Origin of the sequence: Listeria sp. LM90SB2 (assembly GCF_028867355.1) — a bacterium.
Lineage (GTDB): Bacteria > Bacillota > Bacilli > Lactobacillales > Listeriaceae > Listeria > Listeria monocytogenes_B.
In genome coordinates this window covers 331,296-347,923 of the sequence record NZ_CP046449.1, presented here as the reverse complement: position 1 = coordinate 347,923, position 16,628 = coordinate 331,296, and the positions used below count along the sequence as shown (strand labels likewise).

Below are 16,628 nucleotides of genomic sequence, written 5' to 3'. Positions count from 1 at the left end.
CCTTATGCTATGTCTTCATCTCACGAAAATTTCTTTTTATATATTATTCAACTCAAAATAATCATTATCAATCCGGAATATCGTATACTGATTTTCAGCTTCCACTCCAACTTTGTACTTCAACATCAATTCTGTTAATTGAATCCCGTCAATTAACACAATACCCTGATTAACAGCAAATTCTTTTGCTCCACTTGTATAACTAGAGGTCGTAATAAAAACTCCTCTATCAGCTCGCACACTTGCTAATGCACCATAAAATGATTGTATATCCGATCGATTTATTCTATTATCTTCTTTGTATCTTTTAGCTTGGAGATATACTGTACTCGTGCCAAGTGGGTCCTGATTAATAATACCATCAATCCCCCCGTCATTGGATCGACTAGTTACTTTGGCACTTCCACCTTCTCCGCTATATCCCATTCTGCTAAGTAAATCAACAACAAGTTGCTCGAAAAAATATGGATCACTATTTCGAATTTTATCTAATAATTCAATAGAAACTTCATTATTCATATTATCAATAATGCTGCCAACTTCTTTTTTAGGATTTTCTTTTTCAATATCTTCACTAACACTTGTCGAAATTCCTTTGCGCTGGTTTCGGATAGCTAATTCTTTGATGTAATTAATATAATCTGGCTCTTCTTCTAACATTTTTTTTGTGAGTTTATCTCCGTTTATTTTTAATAATTGTTTGCCAGATGTGGTTATTTGGTATATCCCTCTTTTGGGACGACATAATGCCCCTGCTTTATATAGTTCGCTTAACGCAAAACTAAAGCGATTAGCAAGGATAAAATCATTTGTTTCTGGATAAGTGACCAATTTAATATCTTCTGGAATATTTAAATGTTTATATACTCTATTTCTAATAGTATGAATTGTTGCCTCTTCATCATTTTTTAGCACTTCTAAAATATATGGAATGATGGAGTCAAATGTAGGTAGCCCGTTTGCTGATTGTTTTAATTTTGTCCAGTCTTTATTCATATGAGGTCCCGCTTTCTCTATTTTTGTTGTTAGTTATTGTAACCACATTTCAAATCAATTATACCTCTGCCTAGTCTCCGCAATCCATTCAGGCATTTTTTCCCGTAGCTTCATCTTATGCTCTAATTGGTTTCCCGCAGCCTTATTTTCTGCAATTTCATATTCAACGCTACCTATTACATCCTCAAAATAAGGGATAACATCTGGTTGCATTTCAGAATAAGCACTAACAGATTTAGCTAATATATCATCTTGATCTACAATACCCCATTCTTTAGCAAAAGCTTGGATAACCACCTGCTCTTGTTCTTTTTTCCAAGCTTCGAAAGCATCATCAAAAGTGATATTACTAGTTATTTTACCTGGCACTAGCTCTTGTTCGACAAAATCTTTTAATAGCATTGCCTGAATGTGTTCCCCTCTATTACTAAGCTCCTGAATATCTTCATAAATAAGGCGTAATGTTTCTTTATCAGCAAACTGCATTGCTCCACTTGAATCAACTTTCGAATCGATTAAACTTAAAATATGCGCTGCGTCAATTCTTTGGTTACGAGATAATTTCGTTTTTCCAGGAAGCGGAGTACTAATAGATTCTTCATATACGATTTGCTCTTCATTCAGTAAGTTATTATAAGCACCAACATAGAGTAACCATGTATGTTCATCCATACCAAATGTCTCTTCATTCCAAGCATACTCATAATATTGCTCTACAGTTCTCCACTGAACTGCAGCATCCTTAAACGCTTTGATAAACTCTATTCGCTCCAAATCATCATTCTCAAGGCTTGCCCAAGCAGTTGGATCTGGTAATGTGAGAACCATTTCATCAATTTTTATCCTCAACTTTTTAACAGCTGTATCATATAAATCCACAATGGCTAAACTACTTTTCCCGCCACTTCCGTATAATTTCAAAGCATTATTTACATCGTCCTCTGTCATTCTAGGGTATTGGAAATTGACAATACTTCCAAACTCTTTTCTTTTATCAAGAACTCTATTAGTACGTGAATAAGCTTGGATTAAACCTTGAAGTTTTAAATATCGATCCACATACAATGTATTAAGATACCTAGAGTCGTAACCAGTTAACAACTGATCTGCGACAATGATTAAATCAATATTTTTCTCGTTTCGACCACTACCGCCGCGAGTTGCTCGTTCTACAATATCTTCAAAATAAGCCGTTTCCCCATATTTTTTATCACCTGCTACAAACTCAATACCTGTAAAAGCAGCATAATCGCTAAACATTCCCTTAATAATTTCTGGAGCTACATTCTCAGGATCATTTTCATTACCAAAACTGAAGGTCATCGCTATATTTAGTTTTTGCCCGCTTGATTGTAGTTGCTTTTTGAATTCATTATAATAGTCAATCACTCGTTTTTTATATGCAACTGTGAGTATTGCATTAAATGTCTTCTCTTGTGATTGCATATCCCAATTAGCAAGTATTTCTTCAACAACCCTTGGGATATGCGTATCATCGTTATAAACTAGCAGACCTTTATTTGCTGCTATTCTTTCTACTTCTAATTCTGAGTATCTATATACTAATTTAGTAGTTTCTTTGACACCTAATTCTGGTTTTTCTAAGAGTAATTGCTCAACAAGTTTATCTCGTAGCGCATCATAATTTTCAAACTCACCCGTATTAATATAATCGACGTTGAATCCTAATACATTTCCATCAGCAATCGCTTCATCAATCGTATATTTATGTAATTCTCTTCCAAATAATTTTTCCGTCGTGTTAATTACTTCACTTTTATGATTAACTTTTCCTCTAACTTCATTTTCATCAAAAAGTGGTGTCCCTGTAAAGCCATAAAACAAGCCTTTTTTCTTAAAGTGTTTTTTTATATCCCCCATCATCTGCCCCATTGTTGTCCGATGAGCTTCATCGATAATAAATACAATTTTCTTATCAGCTAAACTAGAATCATGTGTCTCTTCTAATTCCTTTATTAAACTATTTAATTTAAATGTTGTAGTCACGATGATACCAGCTTTAGAGGACTTAAGTTCTTTTTTCAAATGATAGGTGTGTTTCGTATCATCTACTGAAACAGACTCAAAAGCTGCATAAGCTTTAAAATTTGCGCTTGTCCTACTATCTAGCTCGCGTCTATCAACTAAAAAGACAACTTTATCAAAACCAGCGCGAGTGGACAGAAATAGCGCTGTTTTAAAACTAGTAATCGTTTTTCCAGAACCCGTGGTATGCCAAACAAACCCGCCATGTGGGATTTTATCTTCTTGATCCCAACCAAATGCCGCGCCCTCAACTGCTTGAAGCGCATACACTTGGTACGGCCGCATAAGCATGTGTCGTTTATTTTCTTCTTCTTTTGCTTCATCAATAATCAAATAATCCCCGACCATTTGATGTGCCATAGGAATCATAAGAAAATTAGCAACAATTTGCTTCCAGTTATTCATCGGTTTATTATTTTTATCTGACCAATGAAAAACAAAACTCTGATTAAAATCTTTTATTGATTTTGGAGTAGCAAAATAGCGCGTTTCAATCTCCGTTGTCATTACCATCATCTGAGAAAACGCCATAAAATTATTTGTATATTCGCCGTTACGATAATAACGTTTAAATTGTTCAAATGCTTCATCTAAGGGCTTATCGGCACGTTTTTGTTCTACATTAATTAAAGGCAAGCCATTAATGAGTAAGACAATATCAAATCTACTTGTCTTACCTTTTTCATCTGTCATCGGCGCTTCTACTTCACGCGCAATTTTATAACTAGATTCTCCACCACGAACCTCTGCTTTTTTGAAGATAGTTAGGGTTATTTGTTTCCTTGTAACTTTCGGATTATCATCTCGATAAATTCCATCAATTTTTCCTTTACCATCTTCAATCGCTAAGAGTTTTGCCGCCTCGTAACTATTATTTATCTTCCTTACTTTTGTCATTACTTGGCTAAATTCACCGTCTGTTAGAGGAATTCCTTCTAGCTGGTCTGCGTTAAGTCGGTTGAGTTCTTCTCGCCAGTGGTTAATTAAATCATTCACGGTTACTTTTTGTTTGTTTCCATCTAAAAAATCTGGTGCATCCCATTGATAATTTTGAAGTTCTTTCACAAAATTATCTTGAAAAGCTTTTTCGGACGCTTTTTTTGTTGTGTTCCCCATGATTCATCCCCCGTTCTAAATGAACATTTCGTTTAAGTATGCTTTTTTGATGTTTTGTAGTTTTTGTAGTTTGCGTTGGTGAAGAGTGATGGTTTTGTCAAGTTGTTTGAAGAAGACCCCTATTTTCATTTGTTCTTGTTTCTCAGGGGCCGAAACTATAGCTTCTTTAATTTCGTTAGAGTTAATAGATTCAAATGTTGATCCAGTACTGTATTTAAACCAATAATTCTCCGCTTTCATTTTTGATAGCAGTTGAAAAATAAATTCATTACCTTCAAGCGCTGAAACACCACGGCCTAAAACCACATCATAATTAGTTTTACCTACATCTCCAACTGGTGCTCGTACACTGAGAATAATATCACCCTTTTTTGCAGTTTTGGTTATCTGCTTTGTCCAAACTCGCGGAACCACATGTCCGTTTTGCATATCTGCGTTTCCCTGAACTAATACATAATCTCTTGGATTATCAGTATAGTTTACACCTTCTGGTGATTGTCCCATGGTTATCTTTGCAAGTTCACATAATTTACGCTGTTCCCAATCATCAGTAAATCCTGCAAATCGGCGTTTTGGTTTGGTTTCTCCTTCTGCTGCAAACATTTCTGAGAGATAGGCAGTTTTTAAAGCTTTTATTTTTTCTAGCTTACGTTGATGAAGAGCGATAGTGTCATCTAGTTGTTTGAGGAAGGTACCAATTTTCATTTGTTCTTGTTTCTCGGGAACAGAAGCTATAGCTGCTTTAATTTCATTAGATTTAATAGATTCAAATGTTGATCCAGCACTGTATTTACCCCAATAATTCTCTAGTTTCATTTTAGAAAGCAGTTGAAAAACAAATTCATTACCTTCAACTCCCGAAACACCACGACCTAAAACCACATTATACTTAGTTTTTCCTACCTCCCCAACAGGTGCTCGTACACTAAGAATAATATCACCTTTTTTTGCTGTTTTGGTTATCTGCTTTGTCCAAACTCGTGGAACTACTTGTCCGTTTTTCATATCTGCGTTGCCCTGAACTAAAATATTATATTTTGGATTATCAGTATAATTTATACCATCTGGTGATTGTCCCATAGTTATCTTTGCGATTTCACCTAACTTACGCTGTTCCCAAGCGACAGCATTATTGAATTCCATAAATCTTCTTTTAGGAACTCTCTTGTTAATATGTGACACCTATCTCACCACCAGTTCACTCATCAATTTTTCTAATTCATTTTCTAACTTTTTACTCTCTTCATCTATATCATCAAGTGTTTCGGCATAGCGTTCATGCAACTGTTTTATAATATCTAGTTCCTTCTTAAGCGGTAATTCAATAAGCTTCACTAAATCATCCACCATTGTGCCAAACCATTTCTCGAATACTAACTCATCAATTTCTTCATCAGTTAAAACAAGAATCCGCTCATAAACAGCTTCTTTGAGTTCATTCTCTTTAGCTTTAATTTCTTTACCTAGCGAAGACTTTTCAGCTATTAATCCATCTGCTTTTTTCAACAACTCATAAGAAGAGCTTTCTTTTGTTACTCTCTTTAGTTCTGCTTTCACTGTCTTACTTTCAAATGAATCTTGTGGTTCACCTTCTGCATTTTTCTTTATTGATTCAAATAGTACGATATTCTCTTCACTATCTTCAATTTTAGCCACTTCTACTAGTTCACTAAGTTCCGCTTCCACGGCAGTCAGACGAGCTTTTTTATCCTCAATTATTTGAAGTTCTTCACTATAGAAACGTTTTGCAATTAATTCATTAGGAACAATCGCGCCAACCCATCCATCTTGTTCTTCGCGCTTCTTATTTCCGCTACCTTTAGTCACCATATTTGGTTCACGTGTCCGACCAATTGTATAGAAACCACCACCTGCTATTAGCTCAGCATCATGTGTTAAACTATTTTTCCAGACTTCCGCAATAACTTGATAGCCATCATACACATCTATTCCGTCGAAAGAGGAAAGTAATTCTTTAATATTAACGAGCATTTCTTCCATCAATGGATTTACATCTACAATATTATTAATTTCATGTAATTTCTTCCAATATAGTTCAATAAAAGCTTCAGATTTTTCTCGGATAATATCTGATTTAGTAGTAATATTTTTATCAGTTAGTACTTCATTCGTTAGTTCATCAATAGTTTTTTCCAATTGAACATATCCGTCACGAATCGGCTTAAGCGCACTATCCAACACATTTTTTACCGTTGTCTGTAATGTTTTTAGTTCGTCGATGTTTGCTTGCGGAATGCCGCCATAAAGATGAGCATCTACATCATGAGGAATTTCTTTATCAATTGACTCCACATATCTGGGAATATTCATATTATAATCGTTTTCCACAATTTCTTCTCTACTAGCTAAATGACTATACCCAGCCTTTTCAGCTCGTTCCACATAAGTATCTACAATTCTCGCAATATCTTTTTCTTGTAGTTCATTTTGTTTGCCTACTTTAATAAAATTCCGCGAAGCATCAATAACAAGAACTGGCTCACTAATTGCTCGATTCTTTTTCAAAATCAAAACACATACTGGAATTCCTGTATTTGTAAATAAATTCCCGGGTAGCCCAATAATTGTATCAATATAGTTTTTGGTCAATAGTCGTTTACGAATTTCGCCTTCAGTTCCGCCGCGGAATAACACCCCATGAGGCAACACAATTGCCATCGTTCCAGTTTGACCTAAATGATATAAACCATGCAAAAGAAAAGCAAAGTCTCCCTTTGAATCTGGTGGTAATACACCTGCTATTTCAAAACGAGGATCACTTACTTTTAAATTAGATTTATTCCAGTTTGCTAATGAATAGGGCGGATTCATTACAACTGCATCAAATAACACTCCCTCAGCCGGACGACTTGGATCTTCAGGCCAGTCTTCTGATAACGTGTCACCATTTTTAACGCTCATTTTCTCAGGGCGTACATCATGAAGTAATAGATTCATTCGCGTTAAGTTATATGTAGCAGTGTTTTTTTCTTGTCCATAATAGTTTAAATCTCTTTGGACATCTTCTTTTAAATGTTTTTTCACCGTTAGTAATAATGAGCCAGAGCCAACTGTTGGATCATAAATAGAAGTAATATTGGAAGTTTTAGCTGCAATTTGTGCCATAACTTCACTTACCTGTCTAGGCGTATAGAATTCCCCAGCTTTTTTTCCAGATTCCATAGCAAATTGACCAATCAAATACTCATAAGCATCCCCGAGAACATCACTTTTTTGCAAAGCAACCATGTTTAAATCTTGGAACAACTCAATTAAAGCTTTTATATTCTTACTACGTTCATTTAAATTGCTACCTAATGCAGTATCTGTTAAGTCAATGGTAGAACTGGAAAATAAACCTTGGAAATCATCAGAATCACCTGATACAGCAATTGTTCGCTCAAAATTATTCAAGCTATCAATTACTTTTTGGACCTCAAACTCACCGATAGCAATATCTTTTAACCATGTTTGATATAGATGTTCTGGTAGCACAAAATAGCCTAAAACACTTTGAATCATTTTATCTAAATTTTCGCCATGATACGCTCTATCTTTGGCATATTCTTCTACTAGTTCCGCTTCAGATAACTGTCCTTTATCCGCCATTGATTTATATTTTTCTAATGTCTTATCACTTAGAAATTTGTAAAACATTAGTCCTAGCATGTAATCTTTATAACGACTCGCATCCATGGAACCACGGAGTTCATTTGCTCCATCCCACAGCCTACGTTTAATTTCTTCTGATGTAATCATTATTTATCCCCCACTACCTTAATATCTAGTTTATATAAAATATTTTTCTGTTTTTTATTTTCAATTTACATAATTATATTTTACCATCTTTATACCTTTAAGAGCCACTTTATTTATATAATGCTCCTAAACCAATTTCCACTTCCAAAGTGGCAAATAATAATTTCACCTCCCCCATTTTTCCAGCTATAGTAAAGACAAATCAAAAGGAGGTCTTTACGTGACAGATAGCAACGAACTAACAACAGAACTTGATTCCATGGCGATTATCTTACACGCCGGGAATGCGAAAAGTTGTGCTTTTGAGGCACTGAAAGAAGTAAAACAGCAAAACATCGACGCTTTCACGCAGAAAATTACTGAAGCGAAAGATGAGATTAAACTGGCGCACCGAGCGCACGCGGAACTTTTACGAAAACTATCTTCAGAGAATCGAATGAGAGAGGTGGATTTACTGCTTGTTCATGCGGAAGGTCACTTGTCTTCTACGGATATTGCCGTAGAAATGATTCGGGAACTGGGAGAAATTTATCAATGGAAATGGAGTTTGTCTAATGAATAATAACTTTTTATGGGGAGGTGCAACGGCCTCTTATCAATGTGAAGGTGCTTGGAATGTGGATGGCAAGGCGGAATCGATGTGGGACTACTACTTGCACGAAGCAGGTCTTGAGAATGGCGATGTGGCGAGCGATCACTACCACCGCTACGAGGAAGACATTCGGATGATGAAAGAAGGCGGACAAAATTCCTATCGTTTTTCCTTATCTTGGCCGCGAATTATTAAAAATAGGCAAGGTGACATCAACTTAAAAGGGATCGAATTTTACCAAAACTTGCTAGATACGTGTAAAAAATATGATATTGAGCCGTTTGTGACACTTTATCATTGGGATTTACCACAATATTGGGAAGAAACTGGTGGCTGGTTGGATCACGACGTTTGTGCTGCATTCGAGCATTATGCCAAGGTTTGTTATGACCACTTTGGCGATAAAATAACGAATTGGACCACTTTTAATGAGCCAAAATGGTTTGTTGCTAATGGATATAAAATCGGCAACTATCCGCCCGGTTATCAAGATACGCAAAAAACGATGATTGCGGCTTATAATGTGATGTACGCGAGTGCTTTAGGCGTGAAGGCTTTTAAAGAAGGTGGCTACCCAGGGCAAATTGGTATTGTTCACAGCTACACGCCGGTGAACGGTGTCGATGAAAGTATCGAAACGAAAATCGCGATGCGCTACGCTGATAACTATTGCAACAACTGGATTCTCGACACAGCCGCACTTGGCGAATTCCCGGTCGACCTCATTGCCGAACTAGCAAAATCGCACGACATCAGCTTTATGAAAACAGACGAACTACAAACAATTAAACAAAACACTGTCGACTTCATCGGCTTAAATTACTATTCGCGCACGCTCGTTAAACCATACACTGGCGGCGAAACCCAACTACAATTCAACCACAGCGGTAAAAAAGGCGAAAGTAAAGTTCTCATCAAAAACTGGTTCGAACAAGTGAAAGATCCCGCCAACGAAACAACCGAATGGGACACAGAAATTTATCCAAAAGGCTTACAAGATGGCTTAATCGAGGCTTACGAACGCTATCAATTACCACTTTATGTGACAGAAAACGGCATTGGTGTTCGCGAAGATGTTTCAGTGGCAAAAGTAGATGATGCCTACCGAATCGCCTTTATGAACGACCATATTAACGCCATTTTCAACGCAATCGATGCTGGTTGTGACGTTCGCGGCTACTACGCTTGGTCCCCGTTCGACCTTTACTCTTGGAAAAATGGTGTCGAAAAGCGTTACGGACTTGTAGCAGTTGATTTCGAAAACAACCAAATCAGAAAACCAAAAGCTTCCTACTACTGGTTCAAAGAAATGATTGAAAGTCAGGGAAAACTCATCAAACGAAGAGAATTTTAAAAAAAGGAGCAGGAAAATGAAAAATATCATGTTAGTTTGTAATGCCGGTATGTCTACAGGAATGCTTGCGAAAAAAATAGAAGCCGCTTCTGGCAACACATTAAACGTCACTGCTTATAGCGAATCCGAGTATACCGATTATTTGGACGGTGTCGACCTTGTGCTTATCGGCCCTCAAATCCGTTTCCTTATGCCACAAATAAAACAGGCCGTCAGCGTCCCAGTCCATGCCATTTCACCCGTAAAATACGGCATCATGGACGGCAAAGGGGTTTACGAAGACATCCAGAAATTAATAGGAGGATAAAAACATGCGATTTAATACCATTAGCGAAAAAATGGATCAATATATTTCCCCGCTGGCTAACAAACTTAGCCAGCAACGCCATTTGAAAGCAACCAGAGATGCCTTTATGTCCATGCTGCCAATTACATTGTTTGGTTCAATTCCGATTATTTTGAAAGCGGCTCCAGTCACAGATGATACGAAAAATGGTTTCCTGCTTGCTTGGGCTAACTTTGCTGAAAAATATGATTTAATCCTAAATTGGATTAGCGGAATCACACTTGGCGCCATGTCGTTATATATTTGCGTCGGTATCACGTATTATTTATGCAAACACTACCACGAAGATTTCTTACGTCCACTCATGTTTTCTATCGCCGGTTTCTTTATGCTCGTACTTAACCCAATCAAAATGGGTTGGGACGGCAAAGAAGTCGACATTAGTTTCCTTGATGGACGCGGAATATTACTCTCGATTTTCGTCGCCATCGTTACCGTAGAAGGTTATCACTGGATGCGCAAGAAAAATGTCGGTCGAATAACCATGCCCGATAGCGTTCCAGCCTCACTATCCGAGACATTCGCAGCCTTAGTTCCTGGTATTATTTTAATGACCTTTTTCTCGATTATCTTTATCATTTTCAACCTGCTAGACACAACTGCCATCCAATTCTTATATGAAAAAATGGCGCCGAGCTTCAAAGCAGCCGATAGCTTACCATTCACGATTCTAAGTATTTTCCTAGTTCACTTATTCTGGTTCTTCGGTGTCCACGATGCCGCACTTGCCGGAATTCTAGGCCCAATTCGTGACGGAAACCTTTCAATCAACGCCGCTGAAAAAATGGCTGGTCAAGATTTGACGAATATTTTCACGACACCATTCTGGACATATTTCGTTATCATCGGTGGTTCTGGTTCCGTTCTCGCACTTGCCTTTTTAATGATGCGATCCAAGTCCAAACAACTAAGCACCGTCGGGAAAGTCGGCTTCTTACCTTCCATATTCGGAATTTCTGAGCCGCTAATTTTCGGAACACCACTAATGCTGAATCCGATCTTCTTCTTCCCGTTCATTTTCACATCCGTATTCAATGGTGTCATCACGTATCTTTGTATGTATTTCGGGATTGTCGGAAAAACGTTCGCCGTCTTCTCCTGGCAAATGCCCGCACCAATTGGAGCATTTCTATCCACCATGGACTGGCGAGCCATCGTTCTCGTATTCATCCTGATTTTCTTAAACGGCCTAATGTACTACCCATTCCTAAAAGTGTATGAGAAAAATCTTGTCGCTTTAGAAAAAGAAGCCGAAGAAGAAAACATCGCTGCTAATTAATAGCCACTTAAATAGAGATTGGGACAAAAAAACTCGTCTCTTTCTCTATTTGGTGTTGTATAATAACAATAGGTTAAGGGAGAATTAGGGGGGATATAATGACTATTTCAGAAAGGCAACGTTCATTGTTAGAAAAGCTTAACGACAGCCAAAAGACAGTAACAGCAAAAGCACTTTCAGAAATGTTAGGCGTTTCTTCCAAAACTGTGCGAAATGACATTGTGCAAATTAACCAGTCATTTAGTTCCACAATCATCGCATCAAAAGCTGGAAAAGGCTACTTTCTAACGCCAAACGAGCAGCTTTCACAAATAAATCTAACCAAAAATAGCGAAAATCTACATTTTGAATTATTACGCCATATTATCGAACAAGATCATACCAATTTCTATGATTTAGCGGATCAATTTTTCATTAGCGAATCGACGTTAGCTCGTATTATTAAAGAACTCAACGCGGTTATCGCTGAAAAAGATGAGTCGCTTTGTATTATTCGAAAAAACAACGAACTACTAACCGAGGGCGGCGAAGAAGAAAAACGGCGCATCTTCAATCTATTCCTCAATCAAGAAATCGAAAACCATCAATTAAGCCTAGATAAATACGCCGATTACTTTGATTACTGCAATCTAAAGCAACTTTCCGAGCTTATTATTGCCTACCACAAAAAGAACGATTTTTTTATGAATGATTTCTCAACGATTTCGTTCATCTTGCATATCGCCGTTTTAATTGAGCGCATTAGTATGGGCAGCTATATAGAGCGAACCGCTTTACTCGAGCAAGATAAAACTAGCCTTGAAATGGCGGAGCACCTAACCGAAACGTTAGAAGAAGAACTGCACATCGATATTCCAACCCAAGAACTAAGCTATATCGCCCGGCTTTATTCCGGCAAACTAACGACAACTTCAACCATTGACGCACAAGTTTTTGGCAGCGTTGTCACTCGGCTCCTTGAAGCAGTGGACCAAAATTTCCATATTGACTTTTCAGCTGACGAAAAAATAGCCACCTATCTAGTGGCTCACATTTCAGCCCTTTATAAAAGAGCCAATCACAAACAATATTTAACCAACCCACTCACTGAAGAATTAAAAAACAAGTTCCCATTTATTTATAATGTCAGTGTTTATGCCTCTGCCTTTATTCAAAAAGAGCTTGCGATCACTTTCCCAGATGACGAAATCGCTTATATCGCGCTACATTTTTTATCCGCTTCGGAAACGATTAATCACGGTAAAAAAAGAAAAATCCTCTTGGTTTCACCGTACGGCGCAGGTAGCCAACGTTTAATTCATAATCAACTTAAGAAAATTGCCGATTTTTCGATTGACTTGCTCGTTTCTCAATCTATTTTTGATATAAAGCAGTTCACCTTAGACAAAGAAATCCATTTAATTATCACCGCCGAACCATTAAACCTAACAACTGACATCCCAGTCTATCATTACGATTTACTTTTAACAGAAACAGATTTGCAGAAAATCAAGCACATTTTAGAAACTAAGCCCAAAGCCGATTCGATTTCCAGAAAATTTTTCAAAAAAGAGCTGTTCTTCCCAAAACAAAACTTCAAATCAAAAGAAGAAGTAATTACGTTTCTTTGCGAACAGTTAACTGCATTCGACTACTGCGACTCCGACTATGTTTCAAAAGTGTTTGAGCGCGAACAATTATCTAGCACCTGTTACGGCAACTACTACGCCATCCCGCACGCCATCCAGCGAAGCGCGAAGAAAAATGCCGTCGCCGTATGCGCACTTGATAAACCAATCGACTGGGGAGGAAATCGCGTCAAACTCGTCCTATTACTCACTATGAAAGAAGAACGCGACAACTCTTTTGAAGAATTATTCGGCCAACTCGTAACCATCTTAAACGAACGCAGCTTCGTCAAAAAACTAGCAAAACAAGAAGACTTCCAGCAATTTATCGAACTTTGCGAACAAAAAACCCTAGATTCCTGAAAATCTAGGGTTTTCTAATCCGATCAATTCCAAAAACAACAATCGGTAAGTAATTAAAAAAGAAACTAATCCGCTGACAAAAACCAATTTTATCTAAAACCGGCAAGTCATTCACAGCAGGAATCCGCGCAAGCCCATAAACACCAGCCGACAGCAAACTAACAATGAGTAAAACTAGATAGATATTGCTGCGGGTTTTATCGCCAGTTTTCCGGTAAAGAATGACCAGAAACAACGGAAAAATCAAAAATCCCGCATAACCGAGCCCCGAGCCAATATTATGCACCCAAGTCGAAAACGTCCAACTCGCCTGCTCCGTATCAATACTAAACAACCCGGTAAAAATACAATCGCCAATCCCATACAAACCAATCGCAGAAGCAAGCAAAATCGCCAAAGTCCGCGAAGTTTTAACAACGCTCTGATAAATCGCCGGCAAAGCGAGCACAAAAAACACCCCAGACACCACCGACCAAACCAAAAACGCTCCCCGCACCGGACTAGCCACATCCCCAAACACACTCATAACCCGCGTCATTTGATTTAATTCTGGGTAAAAAATTCCAAGTATGTAAGGCGTTAGAAAATCACTCAAAACGCCGAGTAATAAAAAGTAAAAGCCGTATTTTTTTAGAAATTTCATTTGGATCCTCCTTTTATGAAATTTATTTTGGATATATTAGTGTAATTTTAACTCCATATTAATTATACAAATCTATCCCCATCTAATCTAGTTTAAGCTTTCTATGACAAAATAATAGCCCCAATCAAATAAAAAGCCGGAAAAAATACTCTTCCAGCCTCTCATAAATTTAATACTATTATTTTTTATACGCCCTACAACGAAAATTAATTAATCCAATGTAAACCCTTGTTTTTTCAAAAAGCCAGCTATTTCTGGTCTTCGTATTTCTTCAAAAAACGCTACATTCTTGTCTCCCCATGAAGTTTGATGCTGATTTTTTTCACGTAAAGCATAATAATCTTTGGTCAATTCCTCATACGCTTTTAAATCCGTAAATTGTTCATGTGGATATTGATTTTCTCCTACTTGATTTTCTAGTAATAGCCGTGGTTTTACTTGATTTTTATATTCTGGAACGCCTACAGTTAATCCGAAAACAGGTATCGTAAATGGTGGTAAGTTTAGCAATTCAGCTACTTTTTCAATATCATTTCTTATTCCACCGATATAACAGATTCCTAAATCAAGAGATTCAGCAGCAATAACCATATTTTGAGCTGCAATTGTAGCATCTATCACCGAGACGAGTAATGATTCCATATTTCTCAACCCATCTAAAGTTCTATTATTCTCCAGTAAAAGTTTTGATTGTCGGTATAAATCCCCTACAAACACATAAAAGGTCCCCGTTTGATTTACATAAGAAGCACTATTTGTAATTTCAGCTAGTTCCTTTCTTAGTTTTTCATCTGTGATTTCTAAAATAGAAAAAGATTGCACAAAATGCGAACTAGATGCACTTCTCGCAGCTGTTAATAAATGTTGTTTGATTTCATCTGATAATCTTTCATTTTTAAATTCTCTTACTGAAACATGTTTAACCAATTGTTGAATGGTTGTATTCATAACATAACCCCCAAATTGAATTTATATTGTAAATAAAGTATAATCTATCTGCGCTATCATTTGAAATGCGAAAATCATATGCCGGTATCATTATTTTTGATACCAAAAGGAGAAAATTATGGATATTGAAAACATGAAAGCATTTAATAAAGTAGCTGAACTAAAGAGTATTTCTGCAGCAGCGAATGAACTGCATCATTTACAGTCTAATATGTCCAATAAAATAAAAAATATCGAAAAACAGTTCCAAACTCAACTTTTCTTCCGGCACTCGAATGGTGTGGAACTAACTAAAGAGGGCGAAAAAATCTATCAACAATTCAAAAAAATGATTTTATTATGGGAGGAAACGATTGATATTATCAATAATGAAGAAGAAACTATCTCAATCGGTATTACGCAATCTTCTTTGCCTATGGAATTTAACACAATCATTAAAGAGTTCTATCAACAGTTTCCAAATAAAAAATTATCTATCGTTAGCGGAAGTACAAGTGAATTAATACCAAAAATAGCTAACAGAGAACTAACCATCGCATATGTCGCTGAACTCGAAAAAGAAAATTTATTTCAAGATAGCCAAATCATCTCACAAACGCTCTCATGGGATAAACTAGTTTTCGCAGGCAACACAGCTGGAAAATCAGTCCAAAAAATATTAGCGGAAGAACGATTATACGTCTTCAGCAAACAATGTTATTCATACCGCGCCCTGGCTGCTCTCATTAACGATATTAATATCCCAAATGTTTCCATATCAGAGATCAATATTCCCGAAACACTTGTTGAAATCTGCAATAATGAACTTGGTATTGGAATTATCCCCGAAAGCATCGCACTAAACTATCATTTTCTAAACTATGAAACATTACCCACAGAATACGCATCACTTCGAAAAACATTAATTTATCATGCAGATCATACAATTTCAAATGGTGAAAAATGGCTTATCGAAAAAAGTAAACCAGCATTCAAAAGTTAAGTTGTTGATTACAACCCTTTCAACCAGCTAGCTATTTATGATAAGGCTCCCCCCGAACAATTCGAAACGCCCGGTAAACCTGCTCCACCAGCACCAATCTCATCAACTGGTGTGGCAGCGTTAACCTCCCAAACGAAATCCGCTCATTACTCCGCTTCAACACCGCCTCACTAAGTCCCAGCGATCCACCAATCACAAACGTCACCTTACTCTTACCATAAGTCGCCAGCTTATCCAAATCCGCCGCAAATTCTTCACTCGACTTCATTTTCCCATCAATCGCCAGCGCAATCACATGGGCATCGTCCGGAATCTTTGCTAAAATCCGCGCACCCTCTTTATCTTTTACTTGCTTCATTTCGGCATCACTCAGCACTTCCGGAGCTTTCTCATCCGGAACTTCCACGATCGTCACTTTCGCATAGGCGCTAAGTCGTTTTAAATATTCGGCGATTCCTTGCACTAAATATTTTTCTTTTAATTTCCCGACCGTTACAATTTGAATATTCATTTATGCCACCCTTATCTTTTTTAATACTTTTATCATACATCAAAAATCCCTCATTGCACTAGTCAAAATAAAATAAGAGCAGCTTT

The 16,628-nt window shown here is 37.1% G+C and carries 13 protein-coding genes; 6 read left to right on the top strand and 7 right to left on the bottom strand.

Annotated features, from left to right (window positions below; genetic code table 11):
* Positions 1 to 36 precede the first annotated feature (36 nt).
* From GL301_RS01660 to GL301_RS01645, 4 genes are read right to left on the bottom strand one after another with little or no spacing between them, the layout of a single operon-like run.
* Complete coding sequence (locus tag GL301_RS01660) at positions 37 to 996, bottom strand: restriction endonuclease (RefSeq protein WP_061106778.1); 960 nt, start codon at positions 994 to 996, stop codon at positions 37 to 39.
* 54 nt (positions 997 to 1,050) lie between these two features.
* Positions 1,051 to 4,158 (bottom strand): type I restriction endonuclease subunit R, encoded by a 3,108-nt coding sequence (locus tag GL301_RS01655; protein WP_070008184.1) that lies wholly within the window; start codon positions 4,156 to 4,158, stop codon positions 1,051 to 1,053.
* A 15-nt stretch (positions 4,159 to 4,173) separates the two neighbouring features.
* The gene (locus GL301_RS01650; RefSeq protein WP_220659884.1) at positions 4,174 to 5,340 is read right to left on the bottom strand and encodes a restriction endonuclease subunit S; all 1,167 of its coding nucleotides are present in this window, start codon (positions 5,338 to 5,340) and stop codon (positions 4,174 to 4,176) included.
* Positions 5,341 to 7,917: a type I restriction-modification system subunit M gene (locus tag GL301_RS01645; RefSeq protein WP_070008183.1), complete on the bottom strand. Its 2,577-nt coding sequence runs from the start codon at positions 7,915 to 7,917 to the stop codon at positions 5,341 to 5,343. It lies immediately after the preceding gene.
* A 220-nt stretch (positions 7,918 to 8,137) separates the two neighbouring features.
* Between GL301_RS01645 and GL301_RS01640 the strand changes: the two genes are divergently transcribed.
* From GL301_RS01640 to GL301_RS01620, 5 genes are all read left to right on the top strand, one after another.
* The gene (locus tag GL301_RS01640) at positions 8,138 to 8,479 is read left to right on the top strand and encodes a PTS sugar transporter subunit IIA (protein ID WP_077396822.1); all 342 of its coding nucleotides are present in this window, start codon (positions 8,138 to 8,140) and stop codon (positions 8,477 to 8,479) included.
* Positions 8,472 to 9,863, top strand: coding sequence for a glycoside hydrolase family 1 protein (locus GL301_RS01635; RefSeq protein ID WP_021496526.1), 1,392 nt, complete (start codon positions 8,472 to 8,474; stop codon positions 9,861 to 9,863). Before GL301_RS01640 ends, GL301_RS01635 begins: the two co-directional genes overlap by 8 nt.
* A gap of 16 nt (positions 9,864 to 9,879) precedes the next feature.
* Positions 9,880 to 10,170, top strand: coding sequence for a PTS sugar transporter subunit IIB (locus tag GL301_RS01630; protein WP_003722919.1), 291 nt, complete (start codon positions 9,880 to 9,882; stop codon positions 10,168 to 10,170).
* 4 nt (positions 10,171 to 10,174) lie between these two features.
* On the top strand, positions 10,175 to 11,488 hold the full coding sequence (locus GL301_RS01625) for a PTS sugar transporter subunit IIC (RefSeq protein WP_003724230.1): 1,314 nt from the start codon (positions 10,175 to 10,177) through the stop codon (positions 11,486 to 11,488).
* Between the two features lie 98 nt (positions 11,489 to 11,586).
* The gene (locus GL301_RS01620) at positions 11,587 to 13,458 is read left to right on the top strand and encodes a BglG family transcription antiterminator (protein WP_070298236.1); all 1,872 of its coding nucleotides are present in this window, start codon (positions 11,587 to 11,589) and stop codon (positions 13,456 to 13,458) included.
* Between the two features lie 4 nt (positions 13,459 to 13,462).
* On the opposite strand, the gene GL301_RS01615 is transcribed toward GL301_RS01620, so the two are convergent.
* Entirely contained in the window at positions 13,463 to 14,101 is a 639-nt protein-coding gene (locus GL301_RS01615; RefSeq protein ID WP_003724228.1) for a DUF998 domain-containing protein, read from the bottom strand.
* 210 nt (positions 14,102 to 14,311) lie between these two features.
* Positions 14,312 to 15,049: an NADPH-dependent oxidoreductase gene (locus GL301_RS01610; protein ID WP_003724227.1), complete on the bottom strand. Its 738-nt coding sequence runs from the start codon at positions 15,047 to 15,049 to the stop codon at positions 14,312 to 14,314.
* Between the two features lie 118 nt (positions 15,050 to 15,167).
* On the opposite strand from GL301_RS01610, the gene GL301_RS01605 reads away from it, so the two are divergent.
* Positions 15,168 to 16,031 (top strand): LysR family transcriptional regulator, encoded by an 864-nt coding sequence (locus tag GL301_RS01605; protein ID WP_009928378.1) that lies wholly within the window; start codon positions 15,168 to 15,170, stop codon positions 16,029 to 16,031.
* Positions 16,032 to 16,062: 31 nt separating this feature from the next.
* Here the strand turns inward: GL301_RS01605 and rlmH are convergent, their stop codons facing one another.
* Entirely contained in the window at positions 16,063 to 16,542 is a 480-nt protein-coding gene (gene rlmH / locus GL301_RS01600; RefSeq protein ID WP_003722913.1) for a 23S rRNA (pseudouridine(1915)-N(3))-methyltransferase RlmH, read from the bottom strand.
* Between the last annotated feature and the right edge of the window lie 86 nt (positions 16,543 to 16,628).

Coding starts and splice junctions, on each gene's coding strand:
- GL301_RS01605 (WP_009928378.1), top strand. CDS start 15,168: ATGGATATTGAAAACATGAAAGCATTTAATAAAGTAGCTGAACTAAAG.
- GL301_RS01660 (WP_061106778.1), bottom strand. CDS start 996: ATGAATAAAGACTGGACAAAATTAAAACAATCAGCAAACGGGCTACCT.
- GL301_RS01615 (WP_003724228.1), bottom strand. CDS start 14,101: ATGAAATTTCTAAAAAAATACGGCTTTTACTTTTTATTACTCGGCGTT.
- GL301_RS01620 (WP_070298236.1), top strand. CDS start 11,587: ATGACTATTTCAGAAAGGCAACGTTCATTGTTAGAAAAGCTTAACGAC.
- GL301_RS01625 (WP_003724230.1), top strand. CDS start 10,175: ATGCGATTTAATACCATTAGCGAAAAAATGGATCAATATATTTCCCCG.
- GL301_RS01630 (WP_003722919.1), top strand. CDS start 9,880: ATGAAAAATATCATGTTAGTTTGTAATGCCGGTATGTCTACAGGAATG.
- GL301_RS01645 (WP_070008183.1), bottom strand. CDS start 7,917: ATGATTACATCAGAAGAAATTAAACGTAGGCTGTGGGATGGAGCAAAT.
- rlmH (WP_003722913.1), bottom strand. CDS start 16,542: ATGAATATTCAAATTGTAACGGTCGGGAAATTAAAAGAAAAATATTTA.
- GL301_RS01635 (WP_021496526.1), top strand. CDS start 8,472: ATGAATAATAACTTTTTATGGGGAGGTGCAACGGCCTCTTATCAATGT.
- GL301_RS01655 (WP_070008184.1), bottom strand. CDS start 4,158: ATGGGGAACACAACAAAAAAAGCGTCCGAAAAAGCTTTTCAAGATAAT.
- GL301_RS01610 (WP_003724227.1), bottom strand. CDS start 15,049: ATGAATACAACCATTCAACAATTGGTTAAACATGTTTCAGTAAGAGAA.